At 65.6% G+C, this 23,297-nt stretch carries 18 protein-coding genes; 7 read left to right on the plus strand and 11 right to left on the minus strand.

Going from position 1 to position 23,297, the window contains the following annotated elements; translation table 11 throughout:
* Nucleotides 1-102: 102 nt before the first annotated feature.
* Nucleotides 103-753 (minus strand): MarR family winged helix-turn-helix transcriptional regulator, encoded by a 651-nt coding sequence (locus tag AC5V87_RS31000; RefSeq protein WP_495368758.1) that lies wholly within the window; start codon nucleotides 751-753, stop codon nucleotides 103-105.
* Between AC5V87_RS31000 and AC5V87_RS31005 the strand changes: the two genes are divergently transcribed.
* The gene (locus AC5V87_RS31005; protein ID WP_495368759.1) at nucleotides 713-1,612 is read left to right on the plus strand and encodes an alpha/beta fold hydrolase; all 900 of its coding nucleotides are present in this window, start codon (nucleotides 713-715) and stop codon (nucleotides 1,610-1,612) included. The genes AC5V87_RS31000 and AC5V87_RS31005 overlap by 41 nt on opposite strands.
* Nucleotides 1,613-1,680: 68 nt before the next feature.
* A complete protein-coding gene (locus tag AC5V87_RS31010; RefSeq protein ID WP_456843249.1) occupies nucleotides 1,681-2,484 on the plus strand; it encodes an isocitrate lyase/PEP mutase family protein in 804 nt (267 codons plus the stop codon).
* Here AC5V87_RS31010 and AC5V87_RS31015 read toward each other — a convergent pair.
* The 3 genes from AC5V87_RS31015 to AC5V87_RS31025 all read right to left on the minus strand — a co-directional run bounded on the left by AC5V87_RS31015 (nucleotide 2,414) and on the right by AC5V87_RS31025 (nucleotide 6,791).
* The gene (locus AC5V87_RS31015) at nucleotides 2,414-2,614 is read right to left on the minus strand and encodes a hypothetical protein (RefSeq protein WP_495371977.1); all 201 of its coding nucleotides are present in this window, start codon (nucleotides 2,612-2,614) and stop codon (nucleotides 2,414-2,416) included. The genes AC5V87_RS31010 and AC5V87_RS31015 overlap by 71 nt on opposite strands.
* A gap of 134 nt (nucleotides 2,615-2,748) precedes the next feature.
* On the minus strand, nucleotides 2,749-4,050 hold the full coding sequence (locus AC5V87_RS31020) for an MFS transporter (protein WP_495371978.1): 1,302 nt from the start codon (nucleotides 4,048-4,050) through the stop codon (nucleotides 2,749-2,751).
* Between the two features lie 311 nt (nucleotides 4,051-4,361).
* Complete coding sequence (locus tag AC5V87_RS31025; protein ID WP_495368760.1) at nucleotides 4,362-6,791, minus strand: bifunctional diguanylate cyclase/phosphodiesterase; 2,430 nt, start codon at nucleotides 6,789-6,791, stop codon at nucleotides 4,362-4,364.
* A gap of 291 nt (nucleotides 6,792-7,082) precedes the next feature.
* Here AC5V87_RS31025 and AC5V87_RS31030 point away from each other — a divergent pair, with 291 nt between their 5' ends.
* Nucleotides 7,083-8,261 (plus strand): ABC transporter substrate-binding protein, encoded by a 1,179-nt coding sequence (locus AC5V87_RS31030; protein ID WP_456836657.1) that lies wholly within the window; start codon nucleotides 7,083-7,085, stop codon nucleotides 8,259-8,261.
* 36 nt (nucleotides 8,262-8,297) lie between these two features.
* Here AC5V87_RS31030 and AC5V87_RS31035 read toward each other — a convergent pair whose 3' ends face one another.
* The 3 genes from AC5V87_RS31035 to AC5V87_RS31045 are packed head-to-tail and all read right to left on the minus strand — an operon-like array spanning nucleotide 8,298 to nucleotide 12,179.
* Nucleotides 8,298-9,275 carry a hydroxyacid dehydrogenase gene (locus AC5V87_RS31035; RefSeq protein ID WP_456836656.1) on the minus strand — a complete coding sequence of 326 codons (978 nt, stop codon included), beginning with the start codon at nucleotides 9,273-9,275 and terminating at the stop codon, nucleotides 8,298-8,300.
* An 11-nt stretch (nucleotides 9,276-9,286) separates the two neighbouring features.
* A complete protein-coding gene (locus AC5V87_RS31040) occupies nucleotides 9,287-11,140 on the minus strand; it encodes a TRAP transporter large permease (protein ID WP_495368761.1) in 1,854 nt (617 codons plus the stop codon).
* Nucleotides 11,141-11,147: 7 nt separating this feature from the next.
* Nucleotides 11,148-12,179, minus strand: a complete 1,032-nt coding sequence (locus AC5V87_RS31045) for a TRAP transporter substrate-binding protein (protein WP_456836654.1) — start codon at nucleotides 12,177-12,179, stop codon at nucleotides 11,148-11,150.
* A 425-nt stretch (nucleotides 12,180-12,604) separates the two neighbouring features.
* Here AC5V87_RS31045 and AC5V87_RS31050 point away from each other — a divergent pair, with 425 nt between their 5' ends.
* On the plus strand, nucleotides 12,605-14,113 hold the full coding sequence (locus tag AC5V87_RS31050; RefSeq protein WP_495368762.1) for a caspase family protein: 1,509 nt from the start codon (nucleotides 12,605-12,607) through the stop codon (nucleotides 14,111-14,113).
* A 151-nt stretch (nucleotides 14,114-14,264) separates the two neighbouring features.
* On the plus strand, nucleotides 14,265-15,950 hold the full coding sequence (locus AC5V87_RS31055) for a SulP family inorganic anion transporter (RefSeq protein ID WP_495368763.1): 1,686 nt from the start codon (nucleotides 14,265-14,267) through the stop codon (nucleotides 15,948-15,950).
* A gap of 233 nt (nucleotides 15,951-16,183) precedes the next feature.
* On the opposite strand, the gene AC5V87_RS31060 is transcribed toward AC5V87_RS31055, so the two are convergent.
* The 3 genes from AC5V87_RS31060 to AC5V87_RS31070 form a co-directional block, all read right to left on the minus strand.
* The gene (locus AC5V87_RS31060) at nucleotides 16,184-16,546 is read right to left on the minus strand and encodes a hypothetical protein (protein WP_495368764.1); all 363 of its coding nucleotides are present in this window, start codon (nucleotides 16,544-16,546) and stop codon (nucleotides 16,184-16,186) included.
* A gap of 117 nt (nucleotides 16,547-16,663) precedes the next feature.
* Nucleotides 16,664-17,998 carry a Spy/CpxP family protein refolding chaperone gene (locus AC5V87_RS31065; RefSeq protein WP_495368765.1) on the minus strand — a complete coding sequence of 445 codons (1,335 nt, stop codon included), beginning with the start codon at nucleotides 17,996-17,998 and terminating at the stop codon, nucleotides 16,664-16,666.
* A gap of 90 nt (nucleotides 17,999-18,088) precedes the next feature.
* On the minus strand, nucleotides 18,089-19,513 hold the full coding sequence (locus AC5V87_RS31070) for an FAD-binding oxidoreductase (protein ID WP_456836649.1): 1,425 nt from the start codon (nucleotides 19,511-19,513) through the stop codon (nucleotides 18,089-18,091).
* Between the two features lie 86 nt (nucleotides 19,514-19,599).
* Here AC5V87_RS31070 and AC5V87_RS31075 point away from each other — a divergent pair, with 86 nt between their 5' ends.
* On the plus strand, nucleotides 19,600-20,106 hold the full coding sequence (locus AC5V87_RS31075) for a thioesterase family protein (RefSeq protein ID WP_456836648.1): 507 nt from the start codon (nucleotides 19,600-19,602) through the stop codon (nucleotides 20,104-20,106).
* 187 nt (nucleotides 20,107-20,293) lie between these two features.
* Here AC5V87_RS31075 and AC5V87_RS31080 read toward each other — a convergent pair whose 3' ends face one another.
* A complete protein-coding gene (locus AC5V87_RS31080; protein ID WP_008556598.1) occupies nucleotides 20,294-20,467 on the minus strand; it encodes a DUF1328 domain-containing protein in 174 nt (57 codons plus the stop codon).
* A 239-nt stretch (nucleotides 20,468-20,706) separates the two neighbouring features.
* On the opposite strand from AC5V87_RS31080, the gene AC5V87_RS31085 reads away from it, so the two are divergent.
* Nucleotides 20,707-23,292, plus strand: coding sequence for an ATP-dependent helicase (locus AC5V87_RS31085; protein ID WP_495368766.1), 2,586 nt, complete (start codon nucleotides 20,707-20,709; stop codon nucleotides 23,290-23,292).
* The last annotated feature ends 5 nt before the right edge of the window (nucleotides 23,293-23,297 follow it).

Genomic DNA, 23,297 nt, shown 5'->3' on the forward strand with positions numbered 1-23,297 from the left:
CAATTATTTGATGGGCGATGGGCACGGCGCGAGTGCGCCTTTGCCCAACCTACGATTCTGAATTCGCGGAGATGCCCCCTCACGGCGCTCGCAGCAACTCGCCTAGCGGCCGCCTTTGCCCTTGTTCGTGGGCAAGGGGCAATTCGTGCAGACGCTGTCGTCACACATCCGGCAGATCGTGAAGCGATCCATCTCCGATGTGTCCTGCCGCGCCAGCAATTCGTGGATCAGGGTTTCAAGGCGCTTGGTTTCTGCCGGCGACAGCACATCCAGAAGCGATGCGACGGCTGAGATCCGGGACGTCATCAACTCGTTCCGGGTCGCGGCGCCCGTGGCGGTGAGATGCAAGGCGATTTCGCGGCCATCCTTTCCGGCACGGCGCTCGACGAGCCGATCGGAGACCAGACGGTCCACCAAGCGGACCGTGCCGGAATGCGACAGGCCGAGGATACGCCGCAGCTTGTCGTTGGTCATGCCCTGGCCATAACCGATGACGACGAGCGCCGCGGGCGTCTCGCCGCCGCGACCAATGACCTCGCGCGCGCTCTGCTCGATCCGATCTATGACCGCAAGAGAGAGCGCTCCCAGCAGGTTCGCGATTCCCGTTTCCATGACCGCAATAATATGTGCGCTGCGCACAAAAAACAACTTGACCAAATATGTGCGCTGCGCACATATTTGGTCGCAGGAAACGACGACATGGAGAATGACGATGAATCCGAGCAGCGCTGCGCGGGCGACACCAACGGCCACCGTCGGTGGGCCCATCCTGAAATACGTAGAGGCCAATGGCGTGCGGTTCGCCTATCTCGAACAGGGGACCGGCCCCCTCGTGATGTTCCTGCACGGATTTCCCGACAACGCCTGGTCATATCGCAAGCAGCTGCAGGTCTTCGCCGATGCTGGGTATCGTGCAGTCTCGCCGTTCCTGCGCGGCTACGCGCCGACCGGGATTCCCGCGGACGATGTCTTCGACCCCATCGCGCTCGGCAACGACCTTGAAGCGCTCATTGCGGCGCTGAGCGAGGATGGACAAGCCTGCGTGGTCGGCATGGATTGGGGCGGCACCTCGATCTTTCAGGCGCTGGCCACGGCGCCATCGTCGATCAAGGCCGCCGTGGTGATGAACACGGCTCACCCGATCACATTCTCGAGCATCAGGCGGGATCCCGAGATCGTTCGATCCATCTTCCACGTCTACTTCTTCCAGCTGATCGGCGCCGAGTCGGCGGTCAATATCGAGGGACTGCCCTTCGTCGACTATCTCTGGAAGCTGTGGTCGCCGACGTTCGACAACCAAGAGCATCTTCGTCCGGTCAAGGAGACGCTCGGCTCTCCCGGCACCATGGCCGCGGCCCTCAAATATTATGGAGGCCTCACCGAAGCGAGCCGCATGGGCCGACTGCCGATCAACGACATGCACACGCCGACGCTGACGATCTATGGCAGCAACGATCCGACGGCGAAGTATTCGGTGAAAGAAGAGCGGCTGTTCAAGGGGCCACACGAGCGCGTCGTTCTGCCCGACGTCGGGCATTTCCCGCACCTTGAGCGTGAGACCGAAGTCACCGGCCTGATCATGGACTGGTTCAGGACGCACGCATCCGCCTGAAAATAATCGCGGGCGCCGGACGGCGCCGCAGATCGATCCCATGGATTCTCTCAGCAGGAGTGCACGCGATGGACATAAAGACACAGCAGAAATACGCGGAGACGTTTCTCAGTCTCCACAGAACGGGGGATCCGCTCGTTCTGTTCAACGCGTGGGACGCCGCTACCGCCAAGGCCATTGCCAAGTCGGCGCCGGCCATCGCGACCAGCAGCGGAGCGGTCGCCTCCGCCCTTGGTTATGCCGACGGAGAAAATGTCCCGCTCGACTTGGTGGCCGGCCTGGTGTCGCGGATCACCGCGACCGTACCGGTCCCGGTATCGATCGATCTGGAAGCGGGATATGGCGACACCCCGGAGGCCGCCGCGGCTTCGGCGACGAAAATTCTGCAAGCCGGCGCCGTCGGCATCAATATCGAAGACGGGCTCTCCGGCGGAAAGCGCCAGCTCATCAGCCCCGAACAGCACGCCGCGAAGATCAAGGCGGTGCGCAATGCCGCGCAAGATTTCGGCATTCGCCTGTTCATCAATGCGAGGACCGATCCGTTTCTGCTGAAGTTCGGATCGCCGGATGATTGCCTGAACGAAGCGGCGCGCCGCGCGAAGGTCTATGCGGAGGCCGGCGCCGACGGGATTTTCGTTCCCGGCCTCACCGACCTCGCGCTGATCGAGAGGCTGGTTCGGCTTGCGCCGCTTCCCGTCAACATCATGGTGACGCAAGGTGTTCCCGAAATTCCCGATCTCGCCCGCGTCGGCGTTCGGCGGGTGAGCCTCGGGCCGTGGCCCATGATGGCAGCGATGCGCGTCATCGGACAGGCCGCTGCGGGGGTCGCCGCGAGCAAGCAGTACGGCACGTTCCTGCAGCCGAACGCCTGAGCCAACCTCTCACGCCGCGCTCGCGACGCGGTCGGTGTGACAGCCGGCATGAGCTCGCCGGCGCGGCGGCTCTGGCCTCCTCGCTGCTGTAGCCGAACAGCGCCATGAACGCCGAATTGACGTAGACGATGTTCTGCTCGACGTCGGTGAGGTTAACGTCCCCATGGTGTCCAAGACGTTTTTACAACCGGCCCCGAAGCGCCCAACATGCGCCATGCTTAACGTTCCGCGAACAACGCCAAAATATCTTGATATGCACGGAACCTATTCGGCGTCCGTTCCCGCCCGGGGCCGGTGCAGCTGGCCGGCCACGGCCCGCACCTTGCGCGGCGCAGCCTGCCAGATCGCGAGCGCCGACAATCCGCTCACGGCGATGGCGATGGCGAAAGCGAGCGTGTAGTCACCGGCGCGATCATAGAGCAGACCCGTCACCCACGGCCCCGCCGCGCCGCCGGCCAGCGCCGCCAGCATGATCATGCCGAAGATGCTGCCCTGATGCCTGCCCTGGAAGATCTCGAACACCACCGCGCCCATGATCGAGGTGAGGCCGTAGCCGAGCGCGCCTTGCGTGAACACCATGACGTAGACCAGCCACAGGGAGGGCTGGAACTTCAGCGCCATCAGCGCCGCGAAGCAGATCGCGAACCCAGCGCAGCTGATCGCCCAGACCCATTCCCGCCCGATCCGATCGGAGACGTGGCCGAGCCAGATCTGGCCGGGAATGCCGAGCAGGCTGACGATGCCGAGCGCCCACACCGCGACGGAGGGGCTGAAGCCGATATCGAGCAGGAACTTGGTCTGATGCACCTGCACCGCGTACCAGATGTACAGGCCGCAAAAATAGCCGAGCGCGATCCACCAGAAGCGCGCGGTCGCAACGGCGCGGGCGAGCGTCCACTCGGTCGCGACCCAGGCAGGATCGACCACGTTCGAGACCGGCTTGGCAGCGCCGGGCGCCGGCGCAGCATCGCCATCAGGCTGGAGGCCGATATCCTCGGGCCGCTTGTGCAGCAGCAGATTGATCGGCGCCAGCACGATCAGGAGCAGCAGGCCCATCGCGGTGCAGGCGGTGCGCCAGCCGGTCTGCTCGATCATGTGCTGCACCCATGGCAGCAGCGTCACCGAGCCGAGGCCGACGCCGGCAAAGGCAATGCCGATGGCAAAGCCGCGCTTACGGATGAACCAGTTCGGCAGGAACAGCGATTGGCCGGAATAGCCGAGACACACGCTGCCGGCGCCGACCATGACGCCGAGCGTCACGTAGAGGTGCCAGGGCGCGTTGGTCAACGGTGCCAGCAGCAGCCCGCCACCCATCAGAACGACGCCGAGCTCCATCACCGCGCGGGGACCGGCGCGATCCATCAGCCGGCCGATCAGCGGGCTCGCGACAGCGGAGGCCACGAAGCCGAACGAGAACGCACCCGCGGTGACACCGCGCTCCCAACCGAACTCGGAGATGATCGGCGGAAAGAACAATGAGAAGGCGGTGCGCGCGTTGACGCCGATCGCCATGGTGACGAAGGTCACGACGACCACGAGCCAGCCGTAGAAGAACGGAAGCCGCATTGTATGTTTCATCCCTGGACGATCCTTCGGACCATCTGGGGCTGCCTGGGTCAAGCGATTTTCGCGCATGCGCGTTTGAGTGTGGTATTCGCGAATAAGAATAAAGAGAGTGTGGCAAGCAGCGTCATTGCGGCCATCCGTCGAGACGCCCGCTGTCGCGGTCTCCTCAGGATGAGGATGGGAGTGCGCGGCAACGGTTTCAACAGGCACCGCTGCCGCTTAGCCTCATCATGAGGAGACCGCCACCGGGTCCGCGCTAAGTGCGGCCCGATGACAGGCTCCGCGGTCGGCTCGAAGGACGAGGCGCGCGCTCAGGCCGCGTCGCGCTGCGACGGCTGGGCGGCTTCGTCGAATTCGATCTGGCCGACCGGCATCGGGCGGCCGAACAGGTAGCCTTGCGCAAAGTTGACACCGAGCGCGGTCAGCCGCTCGAACTCCTCGGCTGTCTCGACGCCTTCGGCGGTGACCGACATGTCGAGCCCGCGCGCCAGCGTCACGATCGAGGAGATGATGGCCGATGAGCGCGGCTGATGTGTGAGGTTGCGGATGAAGGACTTGTCGACCTTGATCTTGTCGAACGGAAACGCGGTGAGATAGCTCAGCGACGAATAGCCGGTGCCGAAATCGTCGAGCGCAAGCTCGATGCCAATACTCTTCAGCCGCTCCATGAAGGCGTGGTTTTCGACGCCGCGTTCCAGCAGTACCGATTCCGTGATCTCGATCTCCAGCCGCTGCGGCGGCAGGCCGCAATCGGCGAGCGCGGCGCAGATCATCTCGAATAGCTCGGCTTCCTTGAACTGGATCGGCGACAGGTTGACGGCGACCATCAGGTCTGAAGGCCAGCCGGCCGCATCGGCACAGGCGCGCCGCAGCACGAATTCGCCGAGCGGCACGATCAGCCCGGTCTCCTCCGCAAGCGCGATGAACTGATCCGGCGGGATCAGGCCGCGGCCCGGATGCCGCCAGCGCACCAGCGCCTCGAAGCCCCGCCGCGCGCCAGTGAGCGCATCGACGAACGGCTGATAGTGCACTTCGAGCTGGCATTGCGCGATGGCATCGCGCAAGTCGCCTTCCAGCGTGTTGCGCGCCTCGAGCTCGGCCGACATCGCCTCGTCATAGACGGTGTAGCAGTTGCGGCCGGCCGACTTCGAACGGTAGAGCGCAAGGTCGGCCTTCTTCAGCAGCTGCTCCTGATCGGTGCCGTGATCCGGCGCGATCGCAATGCCGATGCTGGTGCCGATCTCGACGCGATGGCCGGGCAAGAGGAACGGCTCGGCCACGAGTTTTGCGATCCGCGCCGCCAGCTCGGTCGCGCAGGCGCGCTGGTCCTCGCACCCTTCCTGGATGATGGCGAATTCGTCGCCGCCGAGCCGCGCCAGCACGTCGCCGGCGCGCAAGGCGGACCTCAGCCGCTGCGCCACTTGGCGCAGCAGCACGTCGCCGGCACCGTGACCGAGGGAATCGTTGACGTTCTTGAAGCGGTCGAGATCGAGCATCAGGATCGAAAAGGCCGCACCGGCATCGTCCAGCTGGCGATTGAGCTCGTCCAGCCGGGCGAGGAAGAAGGCGCGATTGGGCAAGCCGGTGAGGATGTCGGTGTGGGCGAGCTCGAGCACGCGCCGATTGGCCAGCGACAGCCGCCGCGAATTGCGGCTCGCGAGCATCAGGTAGGTCGACAGCGACAGCGTTAGCAGCATGCCGACGACGAGCACCGCGGCCGCGCGGTCATAGGCCGTCTCCAGCGCACCGCCGGCCGTCGGCATGGCGCGCACCTGCCAGTCGGTGTCCCCGATCTTGAGACCGCCCGACCAGTGCAGCGTCCGCGCGACATCGCGCATCGACTGCGGCGCGGTGGCGGCCGACGAAAAATCCGGCAGCATGTCCGCGAGGCTGACGATCTGCCCCGTGAAGGGTGGATAGACGTTGACGCTGACCGCGGGGCTTGCGCCGGTGGTCACGCGGATGGTGTGGAGCAGCAGCGGCAAATCGAAGATGCCGACGACGAAGCCCGTGAGATTGCGGCGCCGATCCGCAACCGTGTCGCGCGACGTCCCCTTGGCATAGACGGGCAGCGCCACGAGCACGTCGGGTTGCGGGCCGCCCTCCTTCGACTCGAAGAGGCGGGTGCGAATGGACGCGCCCCGGTCGTTGTCGCGCGCGCGCTCCAGCGCTGCGCGGCGCTCCGGGATGGTCGCGTAGTCCATGCCGTAGACTTGCGACGTCTTCGGCTGGGTCGAGTAGAACACCGGAAAATATTCGTCTCCCTGCGGCGCGGTCGAAAAGCTCTCGCCTTGAAGCGACTTGATGCCATAGCCGGAGACGCCGTCCGTAATCGCGGCAGCCTCGTATTCGGCGCGCTCCTTGCGGTTGACGCGGGGCAGCCAGGCGATGCGCAGCATGCCGGGATGGCGCTCGAACAGACGGGCGCTGAAAGCCTCGAATTCGCTGCGGGTGATCTCCTCGTTGCTGGATTCGAACAGCGTGCGCAGCGCGACCAGTCGCGAGATGTACTCGCTCATGCCGTTCTGCATGACGATGGCCTCGGTCTCGGCCGCGTTCTCGAACTCGATCCTGTTGACGCGGTCTTCCCAGCGCGCGACGACGGCCGCGCCCACGATCGAGAACAGCAGCCCGACGGCGACGGCGACGAGCGCAGGACGGTAGAGCCCGAGCAGCGGCGCGGCACGCCACCATCCGGTCACACGCTTCCGATCCTGATCGTTCTGATCGCGACCGCCCATCTTGATCCCGCAAGTCCCCCTCGGCGCGCCAGTGCGAACTTCTGGTTGAGCGACCGGCGCGACTATCGGATGGGAAGCGCGGTTAAGAACTGCACAATTTCGGAACCTTCGTGGTCCGCATCACGCGGCTTAGTTAATGATTGCCCCGCAAGTTTCGGCAGTCTGGACATAAGTTGCCGGTTTTCTCCGGAGTCGTACGGACCCCGCTGGTCGTGGGGCAGTTAGCGACCTGTTCAGGGGCGCAGACCTATCCTTCCGCCAGGCGCCTCCAACATCCGGCAAAGCACCCTCATGACACGATCGCGATCCGCGACATCCGTCGCCCTGGTTATCGCATGGCTGGCCGCGTTCATGCTTCCGGCCAAAGGCGAGAAGACCGACGAGGAGGCCGGCGTCAGCGCGGACACGATCCTGTTCGGCCAGGCCGCCGCGCTCGAAGGCCCCTCGTCTGCGCTTGGTCTGCGCATGCGACAGGGCATCGTCGCCGCGTTCACCGAGATCAACGCCAAGGGTGGCGTGCACGGCCGCAAGCTCCAGCTCATCAGCCACGATGACGGCTACGATCCCGACCGTTCGGTGGCGCAGACGCTGCGCTTGCTCGACGAGGACAAGGTGTTCGCACTGATCGGCGCGGTGGGCACGCCGACGGCAATGGCGACGATCCCGATCACCAGTGCGAGGAACATTCCCTTCATCGGCCCGTTCAGCGGCGCTGAATTTTTGCGCGATCTCGAGCTTCCGAACGTCGTCAACATCCGCGCGAGCTATGGCGCGGAGGCCGAGGCCTGGATCAAGCACCTCACCGAGGATCGCCACTTCACCCGCATCGGCATCTTCTACCAGGACGATTCCTTCGGCCGCGACGGTCTTGCCGGCGTGAAGCGCGCGCTCGCCAAGCGCGGCCTGGAGCTCGCCGCCGAAGGCACCTTCGAGCGCAACACCCGCGCGGTTGGCTCGGCCTGGCGCACGATCAAGCGCGCCGAGCCCGAGGCCATCATCATGGTCGGCACCTACGGTCCCTGCGCGGAGTTCATCAAGCTCGCGCACCGCAGCGGCTCCTATCCGACCTTCGTCAACATCTCCTTCGTCGGCGCTAATGCGCTCGCCAAGGAGCTCGGCCCCGAGGGCGACGGCGTGATCGTTTCGCAGGTCGTGCCGTTTCCCTGGGATCGCTCGCTCAAGCTCGTCGCCGATTATCAGGCGGCGCAGAAAGCGATCGATCCGACGCTGACGCCTGACTTCGTGTCGCTCGAAGGCTATCTCTCCGGCCGCCTCGCCGCCGCCGCGCTGGAAAAGGCCGGGCCGCAACCGACGCGCACGGGCCTCCTGCGCGCCATCAACGACGTCGGCAGCTTCGAGATCAGCGGCAGCATCGTCACCGTCGGCCTGCGCGCACTCGACGCGCCGCCGAAAGTGTTCTTGACGGTGATCCAAAAGGACGGGACGTTCAAGGCGGTGGACCGGCTGTAGGCCGCGGGAGATCGAACTTGCGACGGCGCAGACGATTCATGGCCGCCGCGTCCAGCGGTCGGCGTTGACGGCGCCCTGAGGCACCTCGCCTTTGACGATCGCTTCGACCTGCCGGACGGTTTCCAGCGACTGGTATTCGATCGCCTGCGGCGTCAGGCCGCCGACATGGGGCGTCGCGATGACGTTTGGCAGTTTCGCGAGCTCCGGCGACGGCATCTGGTCGGGCGCGCGGCCGACATCCATCGCCGCGCCGGCGATGCGGTTCTCCAGCAACGCCTTGGTGAGCGCGGCCTCGTCGACGAGATTGCCGCGCGAGAGATTGATGAAGACGGCGTGCTTCTGCATACGGGCGAGCGCCGCCTCGCCGATCAGATTCTCGGTCTGCTCGTTGGCGATCGCAAGACAGACCACATAGTCCGATGCGGACAGAAGCTCGTCGAGGCTGACGTGCCGGATTGCACTGTCGCTGACGGTTGCGAAGGGATCGGCGACCAGCACCTCCATGCGCAGCACCTTGGCGATCTCGGCGAGATAACGCCCGATGCTGCCATAGCCGATGATGCCGATACGGCTAGCGGCGAGCTGGCGGCCCATCCGCGCCTCCGGCTTGCGGCCGGCCTGGTAGTCCGCCGTCGTCCGCGACACGCCGCGGGAGAGATCGACCATGAAGCCGAGCGCGAGCTCGGCAACAGCCTGGACGAAGCCGGGCCCTGCGCGGGTCACGAGCACGCCAGCCGCTGAGGCCGCTTCCACATTGACGTTGCGGATATCGACGGCGCAGCGGACGAAGGCGCGCAGGCGCGGCAGCTGCGCAAAGATCTCGCCGCGCCCCTCGGTCATGCGATCGGCGACGATGATGTCGGCATCCTTGGCGGCGCGCACGAGGCCGGCCGAGTCGAGCGCGTCATCGCCCTCGTGCAGGATCACCTCGGCGGCCGCGCGCAGGCCGTTCAGGCTGCGGTCGCCGTAGTAGTTGCGGCGCATCTCCGGCGTGTGAGCGAGCAGGACCTTCACGGCAGACTCCTTCAGTAGCCGAATGCCCGCGGCAGCGCGGTCGAGAGCCATGGCACAAAGGCGATGACGAGCAGGCAGAGGAACAGGAGGCCAAGGTAGCCCATGATGGGCTTCACGGTCTGCTCGATCGGCACATTGCCGATCAGGCAGGCGCCGTAGAGCCCAAGGCCCAGCGGCGGCGCGAACAGGCCGATGCCCATCGCGATGACGAGCACGACGCCGAAATGCAGGGGATCGACGCCGAGCTGCACCGCAACCGGCAGCAGCAGCGGCCCGAAGATGATCAGCGCGGCGGCGCCCTCCAGCACCGAGCCCATCACGATCAGCACGACGATCGCGAGCAGGATGAACAGCCAGACGCCCGAGGTCTTGGACAGGCCGAGCATGACATCGCCGACCGCATGCGGCACCTGCTGCAAGGTCAGCGTGAACGCCAGCGATTGCGCGGCGGCGACGATGAACAGCACGAGGCCTGCGCGCGTTGCCGCCTGCACGAAACTATGCGCGGCCGATCTGAAGCCGAGCTCGCGGAACACGACGCTGCCGACGACAAGCGCATAGGCGACCGCGAAAGCCGAGATTTCCGTGGCTGTGGCAAAGCCGCTCTTGAAGCCGAAGAAGATCATGAAGATCAGGCCGAACGAGGCGATCGCACCCGTCCAGAGGCCCGACACCGGTGCCTGCGGCGCGATGTCCTCGGCCTCCGCCGGCGGCTTGCCGAAGATGATGGAGACCGCGATCAGCACCAGCGCCATCAGCGCCGCCGGGAGCAGTCCCGCCATGAACAGGCCACCGATCGACAGGTTTGCGACGAAGCCGAGGATGATCAGGTTGATGCAGGGCGGAATTGTCTCGGCCATCACGGCGGATGCTGCGAGCAGCGCGACCGCGCCGCCCGGATTTTGCCTGGAGCGGCGCGCGGCCGGGATCAGCACCGAGCCGACCGCCGCAACGTCGGCCATCTTCGAGCCTGAGATGCCCGAGAACAGCACCATCGAGGCCACCATCACGACGTTGAGGCCGCCGCGCATGCGGCCCACCGCGCGCTGCAACAGCTCGATCAGCCGCACCGACATGCCGTTGGCTTCCATGAGGTAGCCGACCAGGATGAAGAAGGGAATCGCGAGCAGGACGAAATTGTCGATGCCGCGCGCCATCTGCTGGGCGAAGATGACGCCCGGCAGCGCGCCCTCGACCCAGATGAAGATCAGCGCGGCCAGCGCCAGCGCAAAGCCGATCGGCAAGCCGCCGAACAGCGTCGCGAAGAAGCCGATCAGCATCAGCGCGCCCGCCGAGGGCACGGACGACGGCGACAGGTAATCCCAGGCGAGATAAAGGCCGGTGACGATGACGATCGCCATGAGTCCTCTGATGATGTCAGGAAGCAGCCTTGCGCAGAGATGATCGACGGCGAACACCGTCATGAACGCCGCGCCGACGCCCATCGGGTAGAATGTCAGCTCCAGCGGCAGGCCGGAGCCCGTGGTCTGGCCGGCCGTGAGCGAGCCTAGCTTGATCGCGTTGTAGGCGACATAGCCCGAGATCAGCACGATCAGCAGCGCGCTGGCGGCATCGACCAGCGAGCGCAGCCGCACCGGCAGGAGGTCACGGAAGAAGGACACGCCGACGTTCTCGCCGCGCGCGAGCGCGCTTGCCGCGCCGAAGAAGCCCGAGCCGACCATCAGGCCGCGCGCGACATCATCGGACCATTCGACCGGCGCATTGAAGAAGAAGCGCAGCAGCACGGAACCGCAGACGACGATGAGATCGGCGGCAAGCAGGATCGCCGCAATCGCGTCGCTGACGCGAAGCAGCAGGGTGATACTCCCGTGGCGGCCGCCCGAGACGGGCACGGCGGCGGTCATCGTCATCTCAGGCTTGAGTCGCGCGGATCATGTCGATGACGGGCTTCGATTCCGGCCGCGCCTTGATGAAATTCTCGATCTGCGGCGCGACGCGCTTCTTGAAAGCCTCGCGGTCGCATTCGGCCACCGTCACGCCCTTCTCGGTCAGGGCCGTCAGCGCCTCCTTCTCGACCGCGAGCCCATGGGCGCGCGTGTCGGCCGCGGCCTTCTTGGCGGCATCGAGGAAGCCTTCACGCAGCTTCGGATCCATGCGGCTATAGGTCATGTCGCTGAAATAGATCGCGAGCGGCGAGAAATTGTGCTGCGTCAGCGCGTAGAACTTTGAGGTTTCGAAGAACTTGCTGGCGAGGATCGTCGGCGGGTCGTGCTCGAGGCCGTCGAGCACGCCGGCCTGCAACGCCGTGTAGATCTCGCCGAAGGCGAGCGGCGTCGCGGCGGCGCCCATCAGCCGCAGGCATTCCGTGATGACGGGATTTGGCAGGGTGCGGATCTTGAGGCCGGCGAGATCCTCAGGCGTCTTCACCGGCTTCTTCGCCAGCACGCTGCGCGAGCCGAAATTATAGGCCCAGGCGATGATGCGGATGTTGCCGCCCTTGAGCAGCGCGTCCTCGATCGGCTTGGCGGCACCGGAATCGAACGCCTTGGTCTGCTGCGGGAAGCTCGAGAACAGGAAGCCGAGATCGAAGGTGCCGACCAGCGGCACCAGATTGGCCGAGATCGAGGAGCCCGACACCATGAGGTCGATGACGCCGAGCTTCACCGAGTTGATGACGTCGATCTCCTGGCCGAGCTGGTTGTCCGGAAAGAAGGCGACCTCGACCTGCTCGCCGAGGCCGTTGCCTTTCAAATTCTTGACGAGATTGTCGTAGTAGACGCGGCCATTGGCGTATTTGGGATCGTTCGGCAGCGAGGAGGAGCATTTCAGCTTCAGCGTCGCAGCTTCGGCGCGGCCGATTATCGCGGGAGAGAGCACAAGGCCGGCGGTGACCGCCGCCGATGACTTGATGAACGCGCGACGGTTCACGGGCACGATGGTCATGGTGCGGTCTCTCCCAAGCATTCTTGTTTGCGGCCGCGATCGTTGTCGCGGCCTGTTGCGCAGACTGTATGGCCAAAGCGACGGGGCAGGCAAGGGTTGCGCCCGGACCTCGCAAAGCCGCGCGGCGAATGGCGAGGACACGGACGCACAGCGAAACGGTCATGTTTGTGCGGGATTCGCGGTGCGGATAGGCCCGCGGCGGGGGACGCGAGAGAGCACCTCCCGCATCAGCGCAGATCGATCCAATTGGCGCATGGATCAATGCGCAATTCACATGGATTGCGCCGCAACGATGCTTTCCCCTTCGGCAGATGCCCTGCCCCATTTGCCGCAGCGGGCAGAGTGATCCAGCGCACAGACTGTGTCATGGCACAGACGTAGAAAAGGTGACATCATCGCGCGCATTGCCGATGGAGGTGACACCCATGCGCCGTCCCGTCCTTTGCAATCTGCTCCTTGCATCCGGCCTTCTTGCATTCACACAATTGATGACGCCGACGGAGGCCGCCGCCGAAGCGCGGCTTGCACTCGTGATCGGCCAGTCCGCCTATCGCACCGTGCCGGAACTGCCGAACGCCGCCAACGATGCCAAGGGCATGACCGAGTTGCTCGGCAATGCCGGCTTCACCGTCACCACGGTGGCCAATCTCGGTCAGAACGAGATGCGCGCGGTGATCTCGGATTTCGCCGGCAAGGTCAGCGCCAGCGGCGCCGATACCGTCGCCCTGGTGTTTTATGCCGGCCACGGTCTCCAGATCGACGGCGAGAATTATCTCGTCCCTGTCGACCTCGATCCCAAGCGCGAGGCTGACATTCCGCTGCAGGGCGTGCGGCTGAACGACCTGCTCAACACCCTCGGCGCGCTGCCGACGCGGGCGCGCATCTTCATGCTGGACGCCTGCCGCAACAATCCGTTCCCGGCGCTGAGCGGCGCCGGCCACGGGCTTGCGATCGTCGACACCAAGGCCGGCGCGCCCGGCTCGTTCATCTCCTATTCCACCTCGCCGGGTGCCGAAGCCGAGGACGGCAACGGCGTCGACAGCCCCTACACCACCGCCGCACTGAACATCGCCAAGCAGCCGAACCTGCCGATCGAGGAGGTGTTCAAGCGCATCCGCGTCGCCGTGGCGCAATCGACCGACGGGCGGCAGATCCCCTGGGAAAGCTCCTCGCTGACGGCCGATTTCAGGTTCTTCGGCGATAGCGGCAGTTCGTCCCTGCCGGGCGCATCATCGATGGCGCTTGCCAGCGGCACACGCAGCGTCGAGGACTGGCGCAAGCATCTGCAGGGCAAGGACGCCAGGGCGGCCTATGAGATCGTGATCGCTGACGACACGGTCGAGGCCTATCAGGCCTATATCGAGCTCTATGCTCTGGACGTCCGCACACCGCGCTTGCGCACCGTGCTGGAGCGCCGGCGCCAGATGCTGGCCTGGGAGCGCGCAGTCGCCATCAATACCCGCGCCTCGTTCGAGGCCTATCTCGCCAACTGGGACAACAGCGACCTGGCTGCGACCGCCCGCCGGCTGCTGCTCCGCGTGCAGAACCGCAACTATGCCTTGCCGGTCGCGGCCGCGGCGACCCCTGCCCCGATCGCCGTCGCATTGGCGCCGACCTGTCCGTGCTCGACGCCGACGCCGCCGGCGAGCCCGGTCAACCCGGCCGTCGCGCCCATCATCAAGAAACGGGTCGATGACACGCCGCCAAAGCGAAAGGTCGACGAGACCCCGCCGAAACGCAAGGTGGTCGAGACGCCACCAAAGCCGCGCCGGCCGGCGCCCGATGAAGTAGTTTACGAGCGCGCACCGCCGCCGGATCGCGGCCCGCCGCCTGGCGCGATCATGGAAGGCATCGGCATTGGGATCGGCATCGGCATGGGCATGGGTGGTGGCGGCCGCGGCGGCGACTACCACAACGACCGCGGCCGGTACTGAGGTGTCCACTGCACTGCGAAGAGGTATCCGCAAGCCTTGGCTTGCGGACATTCTTGTTGATGACGAAGAAGTGGCTCGATCCGCCGCTCTCCTCTCCTGAAATGCTGTAGTCTGATCGATCGACGCAGGCCTTTCGGGAGACGACACATCGATGCCGCACGACGCTCATGCCAAGGATTCATCCAAGCACGCATGGCCGTTGTTCGGCTCGCTCGCGTCCTACTCCCTGCCGGGCGACCTGATGGCGGGGCTGACGCTGGCGGCGATTGCAATCCCCGAGCAGATGGCGACCGCGCGGCTCGGCGGCTTTGCACCGCAAATCGGCTTCTTCGCCTTCATGGCGGGCTCGCTCGGATTTGCGCTGCTCGGCGGCAACCGCTTCCTGTCCTGCGGCGCCGACTCCACCATCACGCCGATCTTCGCCGGCGGGCTCGCGGCGCTGGCGGCTGCCGGCTCACCTGAATATCAGAGCCTTGCGATCGCGCTGGCGCTGATGGTCGGCGCCATGATGCTGGCGGGTGGCGCGTTCCGGCTCGGCGGCATCGCCAACCTGCTGTCGGTGCCGGTCATGGTTGGCTTCCTCGCCGGCATCTCCGTCCACATCATCGTCTCGCAATTGCCGGGGGTGCTCGGGTTGGAATCACCGGGCGGACCGACGCTCGATCGCATCGGCGTGCTCGCAAGCGAGATCGGCCGTACCAATCCGATCACGTTCTGCATCGGTTTTGGTGTGCTCGCCGTGGTCTTCATCTCCGAGAAGATCAGCGCGAAAATTCCGGGTGCACTGATCGGGCTGGTCGGCGCGACGCTCGCCACCATCGCGCTCGGCCTCGAAAGCAAGGGCGTCAGCGTCGTCGGCAGCGTGCCGGGCACGCTGCCGCGGCCGACCTTCCCCGAGCTTGCGCCGGAACTCTGGGTGCGCCTCGTCCCGCTCGCCTTCGTCATCACGGTCGTGGTGATGGTGCAGACCGCCGCGACGACGCGCTCGTTCCCGTCCGATCCCGATGAGCCGGCCGATGTCGACCGCGACTTCCTCGGTGCGGGCGCCGGCAGCGTTTTGGCGGGCCTGTTCGGTGCGTTTCCGGTCAATGCAAGCCCGCCACGCACCGGCATTGTCGCCGAGACCGGCGGACAATCGCAGCTCGCCGGCCTTGCCGCAGCAGTGATCGTGCTGGCGCTGCTCGCGTTCGGTACCGGGCTGTTGCGGCACGTGCCCGACGCTGCGCTTGGCGGTATCCTGCTGTTCGTCGCGCTGCGGATCATCCGCGCCAGACAGATCGCCACGATTTACCGGCAGTCGTTCAGCGAGTTCCTGCTGATCGTCGCCACCGCCGCACTGATCGTCGTGGTGCCGATCCAGCAGGGCGCCTTCCTCGGCATCGTGCTGTCGCTGCTGCACGGCATCTGGAGCACCACGCGCGCCAGGCTGGTCGAGTTCGAGCGCGTGCCGGGCACCACGATCTGGTGGCCGGCGCATCCGCATATCACCGGCGAGCGCATCGCGGGCGTTGCGGTGATCGGACTGCAGGCGCCGCTGTCCTTTCTCAACGCGCCAGCTTTCCGCAGCGACGTGAGCAAGGTGCTGGGCACATCGACACCGCAATTGCTGGTGCTGGAAGCGAGCGGAATGGTCGAAATCGACTTCACCGCCGCGCAGATCTTACTCGATCTGTTCAAGACATGCAGCGAGCAAGGCGTCACGGTCGCGCTGGCGCGGCTGGAATCGTTGCGGGCGCAGGACGCGTTCGAGCGGTTCAGACTGTTCGATGCCCTGCCCCGCGAGCACGTCTTCCACAGCGTGGATGAGGCCGTGCGGAAGCTGGCGAAGTGCCGATAATGCTGCAGGTTCGATGTGTCTTGTGAGCGGCCGATCGCTCCACAAACTCGTCATGCCCGGGCTTGTCCCGCGCTTCCAGTTTTGCAGGAGTGAAGACCGTGGATGGCCGGGACAAGCCCGGGCATGACGATGTGGAAACGGAAGCACCAAAAATCACGCCGTTTTCATATCCAATAGCCCTCGGCCGCAGGCGCGGGAGGGAGCGCACCTTCGATGCAGCGGCGGTTTGCCCTCTAGGACGCCAGCGTGGGATGATCCCGCTGCACCGTCTCGCGGATCCAACTGGCGTGAATGGCGCGGAACAGGATCTGCGCGGTCCTGAGGTCGTCCGCCGTCATGCAGAGATCGACGATGCGGCGGACCGCGTCGTCGCGCATCAGATCGTCCGAGATCCTCATCGCGATCTCCATCGCCACCTTGGCGGCGCGCTCGTAGCGTTCGCTGTCGCGCTTGTCGTTACGCGTCGAGCCGGCGGCGCTCGGAGCCGCAGCGTCACAGATCGCGCGGATGCGCGCGGCGGCCTCGATGTCGCCAAGTGGTCCCTCGATCGCCTCGTCCCAGATCTCCTGTCGCGTCTTGCGCGCGAACCACCTCATCGCCCCACCATCTGCGATCTTCTAGACGCCATATCGCCCCGCTTCAGCGTCCCGAGCATAGGGGGGCCAATCGATATCGGCGAGGCGATTTTTTCCGCACGCTCCATCTTGACGTCTTTAGGACGTCCGACGTGGTCCGATAGCCTCGAACTGCGCCTTCTGCTCGTCGTTCAGCGTGGCGTAGAAATCCTCAAGCGCCGCGCGCACCGACTTGACGCCGTCGAGCATCACATCGAGCCGCTTGCGGACCGCGGCCATTCGCGCCGGCGGCGTCATCACCTCGCTCGGCTGGCAGGCCGCCTTGAGCGATGCGCTGACCCTGGCGCTGGTGTCCTGGAGCACCTGTAGCGCCGCGCGCTGCGTGTCGTTGGGATGAAGCCTCGCCTCGATGTCGCTGCCAGGCCATTCAAGCGCGGCAGGCGCGCACGTCTGGACCAGCGATCCCCCGCTGCCGCTAGGAGCCGTCGCGCGGCGCTGATCTTCTGCCAGCGCATTGAACCGCGCCTTCTGCTCGTCGGTGAGCGAGCTATAGAAACTGTCGAGGGCGGGCTGAACGAGTTCGACGGCTTTCACCATAGCCTCGACACGCTGCTGCATTGCCGCCAGCCGGCTGGGTGCGGTTGCTGCGACCTGGGACGGACAGGACGCGCGGATCAGCGCTGCAGCGTCAATCGAGGCATTGCCGAGTGCATCGAGATTGGCGCCTTGCGCCTCGGTCGGCTGCACCGCGGCGGCGATCTGATCGATCGGCAGATCGACGATTTCGCGGCGGTCGCTGCCGCAAAGCTGATCCAGCGCAACGCCTCGCGCTTGCCGCCGTCCCTGCGGACGCTGCGGCAGATAGGCCGACAGGCCGTCATAGCCGTAAGGCCCGAACAGGCCGGCGTAAATGTCCGGATAGCCGTAGCCCCAGAAGCCGAGGCCGTCGCCCCAGATCGTGTAGTCGTAGACATCGTTATAGGCGAACGGCCAGAACAGCGGTCCGACCCAGCCGTAACCGCCGCCCGCATGTTGCCACCATCCACTGCTGGCGCCATGCCAGCCGGCGAGCGCGGCCGCGGCCGTGATCTGGGCGCGCGCCGCCGGATTGCTGATCAAGCGGCCGTTGCGGAAGGCACGGGAATGCGCGTTGAACGCGTGGCGGAAATGCGCAGGGCGGATGGACGCATTGCGGATCTGACCGAAATTCGAACCGTGTCGGGCGCTGGTTGCAAACCGCATCGCGCGGTGATGGCCGCCACCATGCACATGCCCGAAGCCGTGGCCATGGAAATGGCCGCCACTGCCATGCCCGCCGCCGTGACCACCGCCATGACCACCGCCATGACCACCGCCATGACCACCGCCATGACCACCGCCATGGCCGCCACCGTGTCCGCCCTTGCCCAGAGCCGTCCCTGCCAGCATGCAGGTGAGCGCCATCACCGTAATTCCAATGACCGGTCGCAACATCGCACCCTCCCGCAAAGCCGCGCCATAGAGGCATCGGAAATTGTCGGGAATTGGAACCGGCTTGGTTGCCGAAAGTTCCCGGACCGCGCGCTACGCCTCCGGCACGATCTTGCCGGGGTTGAGGATGTTGAGCGGATCGAACGCCTGCTTCAGCGCGCGCATCGCCTCGATCGCCTCGGGGCCGAGTTCCGCCTTGAGATATTTCTGCTTGCCCTGGCCGATGCCGTGCTCGCCAGTGCAGGTGCCGTCCATCGCCTGCGCGCGCTCGACCAGACGATGCATGAACTCCTCGCCGCGCGCCATCTCGGCGGCGTCGTTGGTGTCGCAGACCAGCGAGCAGTGGAAATTGCCGTCCCCGACATGGCCGACGATCGGCGACAGCAGATTGAGGCGCTCGAGGTCCTCCTCGGTCTCGCTGACGCAGTCGGCAAGGCGCGAAATCGGCACGCAGACGTCGGTCGCAACCACGCCGATGCCGTCGCCAGGACGCAGCGCCTTCACGGACCAATAGGCGTCGTGCCGCGCCTGCCACAATTTCGTGCGGTCCTCCGGCTTGGTGGTCCAGGAGAAATCGCCGCCGCCGCACTCCTTGGCGATCTCGCCGAACGCCTTCGACTGCTCGGCGACCTCGACCTCGCTGCCGTGGAATTCCATCAACAGCAACGGCGTCTCCGGCAGCGTCAGCTTGGAATAGGCATTGCAGGCCCTCACCTGCGCGGTGTTGAGCAGCTCGATGCGCGCCACGGGAATGCCGGTCTGGATCGCCAGGATCACGGCCTGACACGCCCCATGCACGGTCTCGAACGACACCGCGCCGGCTGCGATCGTCTCGGGAATACCGCGCAGGCGGATGGTCAGCTCCGAGATAATGCCGAGTGTGCCCTCGGCGCCGACGAACAGATGCGTCAGGTCGTAGCCCGCGGAGGATTTCCTCGCGCGCGTGCCGGTGGTGATGATCTCGCCGTCGCCGCGCACCACCTTCAGCGCCAGCACGCTGTCACGCATGGTGCCGTAGCGCACCGCATTGGTGCCGGAGGCGCGGGTCGAGGCCATGCCGCCGAGGGAAGCGTCGGCGCCAGGGTCGATCGGGAAGAACAGGCCCTGGTCGCGCAGATGCTCGTTGAGCGCCTTGCGGGTGACGCCGGGCTGGATCACGCAGTCGAGATCCTCAGCATGCACGGCGAGCACCTTGTTCATGTCGCGGAGGTCGATCGAGATGCCGCCGGCGGGCGCGTTGACCTGGCCTTCGAGCGAGGTGCCGGTGCCGAACGGAATGACGGGGACGCGGTTCTTGGCGCAGATCCGCACCACGTCCTGGATGTCGGCGGTCTCCTGCGCCATCACCACGCCGTCAGGTGGCTGGTTGACGATCCACGTGGTGGTATGGCCGTGCTGCTCACGAACGGCCTGCGAGGTGATGAGGCGGTTGCCGAACCGCGCGGCAAGCTGCTCCAGCGCGCTTGCAAGGGCTTTCGGCTCGACCCGCGGCGGATTATTGGTGATGGTCGTACCCACGGACATTCCTCCCGACAGAAGAACCGTGGCAAAGGACATAAAGCCGGTCAAGTCAAGCGACCGGACGCATAGCCAGGGAAGGACGCATGCCGGAGAGTGCCGCTTCAAAGCCCGCCGCCGAGCCGTTCCGCGCCTCGATCATGCAGATCGAGCCGCAATGGATCGACTATAACGGCCATCTCAACATGGCCTATTACAACGTGATGTTCGACCGGGCGATCGACGAGCTCTGGCTCGAGCTCGGAATGGGGCCGGCGTACAAGAAGGAGCGTCATGGCTCGACCTTCACCGCCGAATGCCATGTGCGGTATTTGCGCGAGATCCATCTCGGCGATCCCGTGCAAATATTCGTCTGGCTGCTCGCCGCCGATGACAAGCGCCTGCATACGTTCGAGGAGATGCGGCACGCGACCGAAGGCTGGCTGTCGGCAACTTCCGAGAACATGTCGCTGCACATGGACATGAACGCGCGACGCGTTGCGCCGTTTCCGCCCGACATCCGCGAGCGCATTGCGACCGTGGTCAAAGCCCACAGCGCCGTGCCGCGGCCCGAGGGCATCGGTCGCAACGTGGCGATGCCCTCGAAGCGGTAAGCTCAGCAAAATCGTTTACTGCGTTACAGCAACTGAGCGCGCCTCGTCCTTCGAGACGACCGCTTCGCGGGCCCCGCAGGATGGGGCTAAGCGGCATCTGTGCCCATTGAAACTGCTGCCCACGCTCCGCCCTCATCCTGAGAGCCCGCCGGAGGCGGGCGTCGCAGGATGGGCCGCAGGGAAGCACCTATATCCTGTTGCGGCCGCGGGCGAGGCCGACCACGGCCGAGACCAGGAACAGAACGACCGCGATGAAGAAGATGATCTTGGCGATCTCGATCGAAGCGCCGGCGATGCCGCCGAAACCCAGGATGCCGGCGATCAGTGCGATAACCAGAAACGTCACAACCCAGCCTAGCATGGCGAAAACCTCGTCTTGATGTCTCTCTGCGATCGGCGCAGCTGACCGCGCCACCTGCCCAGACAATCTCGACGTGGGAACGATGGTTCCGGACCCGGACAGGTGGAAATTCGCCCCTCTTTCGGGAACAAATCGGGCCGCCGCGTACGTGGAAAACCACGTCCCGGTGCCCCATATAGGCAGCAATCCCTGTTAAGAAGGCTCCCTCCCGTCACCCCGCGGTGCCATCGTGGGGCCAAATGATTCGCATGACCGAGCCGAGCAAGATCACCAGCGTACCCGACCACCAGCCCGCAGCCGGCGGCATTGCCGCGCGTGCGCGCGCCTCGGTGGGTCCGAAATACCTGTCGGGCCTCAATCCGGAGCAGCGCGAGGCAGTGGAGACGCTGGATGGCCCGGTGCTGGTGCTGGCCGGCGCCGGCACCGGCAAGACGCGCGTGCTGACGACGCGCATCGCCCATATCCTGAGCCAGGGCCGCGCCCGCCCCGCCGAGATCCTGTCGGTGACCTTCACCAACAAGGCCGCGCGCGAGATGAAGCACCGGCTGGGCCAGATGCTCGGCCACGCCGTCGAGGGCATGCCGTGGCTCGGCACCTTCCACTCCATCGGCGGCCGCATCCTGCGCTTCCATGCCGAGTTGGCGCAGCTCAAGTCGAACTTCACCGTGCTCGACGTCGACGACCAGGTGCGGCTGCTCAAGCAGCTGCTGCAGGCCGAGAACATCGACGACAAGCGCTGGCCCGCGCGCATGCTGGCCGGCCTGATCGACGGCTGGAAGAACCGCGGCCTGATGCCGTCGCAGGTGCCCTCCGGCGAAGCCGCGATGTTCGCCAACGGCAAGGGCGGCAAACTTTATGCGAGTTACCAGGAGCGGCTGAAGATCTTGAACGCCGCCGATTTCGGCGACCTGCTGCTGGAGAACATCCGCATCTTCCGCGAGCATCCGGATATCTTGCGGCAGTACCAGCAGCGCTTCAAATTCATCCTGGTGGACGAGTATCAGGACACGAACGTCGCGCAATATCTGTGGCTGCGGCTTTTGTCGCAGGCGCCGGCGAATCCTGCTGCTGCAAATGCCGTCATTCCGGGGCGCGTCGAAGACGCGAACCCGGAATCTCGAGATTCCGGGTTCGATGCTGCGCATCGCCCCGGAATGACGGAGCATGTGGTCAGCGCGCCTTTGACCACGCCCCACGTCAAAAACATCTGCTGCGTCGGCGACGACGACCAGTCGATCTATGGCTGGCGCGGCGCCGAGGTCGACAACATCCTGCGCTTCGAGCACGATTTCCCCGGCGCAAAGGTGATCCGCCTCGAGCGCAACTATCGCTCGACCGGCCACATCCTCGCCGCGGCCTCGCATTTGATCGCGCATAACGAAGGCCGGCTCGGCAAGACGCTGCGCACCGAGGATGTCGAAGGCGAAAAGGTCACGGTGACCGGCTCGTGGGATTCGGAAGAGGAAGCCCGCGGCATCGGCGAGGAGATCGAGCAGCTCCAGCGCCAGGGCGAGAGGCTCAACGAGATCGCCATCCTGGTGCGCGCATCCTACCAGATGCGCGAATTCGAAGACCGTTTCGTCACGCTCGGCCTGCCCTATCGCGTCATCGGCGGCCCCCGCTTCTACGAGCGCGCGGAAATCCGCGACGCGCTGGCTTACCTGCGCGTCATCAACTCGCCGGCCGACGATCTCGCCTTCGAGCGCATTGTCAACGTGCCCAAGCGCGGCCTCGGCGACGCCACCATTCAGATGCTGCACGACCACGCCCGCAAGCGCCGCATCCCGCTGTTCGAGGCGGCGCGCGCGGTGGTCGAGACCGATGAGCTGAAGCCGAAGGCGCGCGGAAGCTTGCGCGACGTCGTCGCCCAGTTCGACCGCTGGCGCGCCCAGCGCGAGGTCACCTCGCACACCGAGCTGGCGCAGATCGTGCTCGACGAGAGCGGCTACACCGAGATGTGGCAGAAGGACCGCTCGGCGGATGCCGCGGGCCGGCTGGAGAACCTCAAAGAGCTGGTGCGCTCAATGGAGGAGTTCGAGAACCTGCAGGGGTTCCTGGAGCACATCTCGCTGGTGATGGACCGCGAGGGCGGCGCCGAGGACGATGCGGTGTCGCTGATGACGCTACATTCGGCCAAGGGTCTCGAATTCGACAACGTGTTCCTGCCCGGCTGGGAGGAAGGCCTGTTCCCGAGCCAGCGCACGCTGGACGAGCAGGGCCGCGCCGGGCTCGAAGAAGAGCGCCGGCTCGGCCATGTCGGCCTCACCCGTGCCCGCCGCCGCGCCATGATCTATTTCGCCACCAACCGCCGGATTCACGGCACCTGGTCGACCACGATCCCCTCGCGCTTCCTCGACGAGCTGCCTGCGGCCAATGTCGAGATCACGGAATCCAAGGGCGGATCGGCCTGGGGCGGCACCGGCGGCTACGGCGCCTCGCGCTTCGACAACATGGAGGCGTTCGGCTCCAGCTATTCGACGCCGGGCTGGCAGCGCGCCCAGGCCAACCGCAACCGCGGCAGCGGCAGCAGTGGCGGCGGCCGAAGCGGCGGTTTCGAGGAAGAGACCGCCTCGTTTTCGTCCGCCGCGTCATCCGGCCCCGATTTCGGCAGCTTCTCCTCGCGCCGTCGCGGCCCCCTGACCATCGAGGGCGAGCTGGTCGCCAAATCGACCGGCACGACCTCGGAATTCTCGCTCGAAGACCGCGTCTTCCACCAGAAATTCGGCTACGGCCACGTCACCAAAATCGACGGCAACAAGCTCACCATCGCCTTCGACAAGGCCGGCGAGAAGAAGGTCGTGGACAGCTTTGTGCAGCGGGCGTGAGGCGG

The sequence above is a fragment of the Bradyrhizobium sp. SOJA106 genome, from assembly GCF_059448745.1.

Coding starts and splice junctions, on each gene's coding strand:
- AC5V87_RS31050 (WP_495368762.1), top strand. CDS start 12,605: ATGCGCCGTCCCGTCCTTTGCAATCTGCTCCTTGCATCCGGCCTTCTT.
- AC5V87_RS31020 (WP_495371978.1), bottom strand. CDS start 4,050: ATGCGGCTTCCGTTCTTCTACGGCTGGCTCGTGGTCGTCGTGACCTTC.
- AC5V87_RS31030 (WP_456836657.1), top strand. CDS start 7,083: ATGACACGATCGCGATCCGCGACATCCGTCGCCCTGGTTATCGCATGG.
- AC5V87_RS31060 (WP_495368764.1), bottom strand. CDS start 16,546: ATGAGGTGGTTCGCGCGCAAGACGCGACAGGAGATCTGGGACGAGGCG.
- AC5V87_RS31025 (WP_495368760.1), bottom strand. CDS start 6,791: ATGGGCGGTCGCGATCAGAACGATCAGGATCGGAAGCGTGTGACCGGA.
- AC5V87_RS31080 (WP_008556598.1), bottom strand. CDS start 20,467: ATGCTAGGCTGGGTTGTGACGTTTCTGGTTATCGCACTGATCGCCGGC.
- AC5V87_RS31045 (WP_456836654.1), bottom strand. CDS start 12,179: ATGACCATCGTGCCCGTGAACCGTCGCGCGTTCATCAAGTCATCGGCG.
- AC5V87_RS31010 (WP_456843249.1), top strand. CDS start 1,681: ATGGACATAAAGACACAGCAGAAATACGCGGAGACGTTTCTCAGTCTC.
- AC5V87_RS31065 (WP_495368765.1), bottom strand. CDS start 17,998: ATGTTGCGACCGGTCATTGGAATTACGGTGATGGCGCTCACCTGCATG.
- AC5V87_RS31005 (WP_495368759.1), top strand. CDS start 713: ATGAATCCGAGCAGCGCTGCGCGGGCGACACCAACGGCCACCGTCGGT.
- AC5V87_RS31075 (WP_456836648.1), top strand. CDS start 19,600: ATGCCGGAGAGTGCCGCTTCAAAGCCCGCCGCCGAGCCGTTCCGCGCC.
- AC5V87_RS31055 (WP_495368763.1), top strand. CDS start 14,265: ATGCCGCACGACGCTCATGCCAAGGATTCATCCAAGCACGCATGGCCG.
- AC5V87_RS31040 (WP_495368761.1), bottom strand. CDS start 11,140: ATGACCGCCGCCGTGCCCGTCTCGGGCGGCCGCCACGGGAGTATCACC.
- AC5V87_RS31085 (WP_495368766.1), top strand. CDS start 20,707: ATGATTCGCATGACCGAGCCGAGCAAGATCACCAGCGTACCCGACCAC.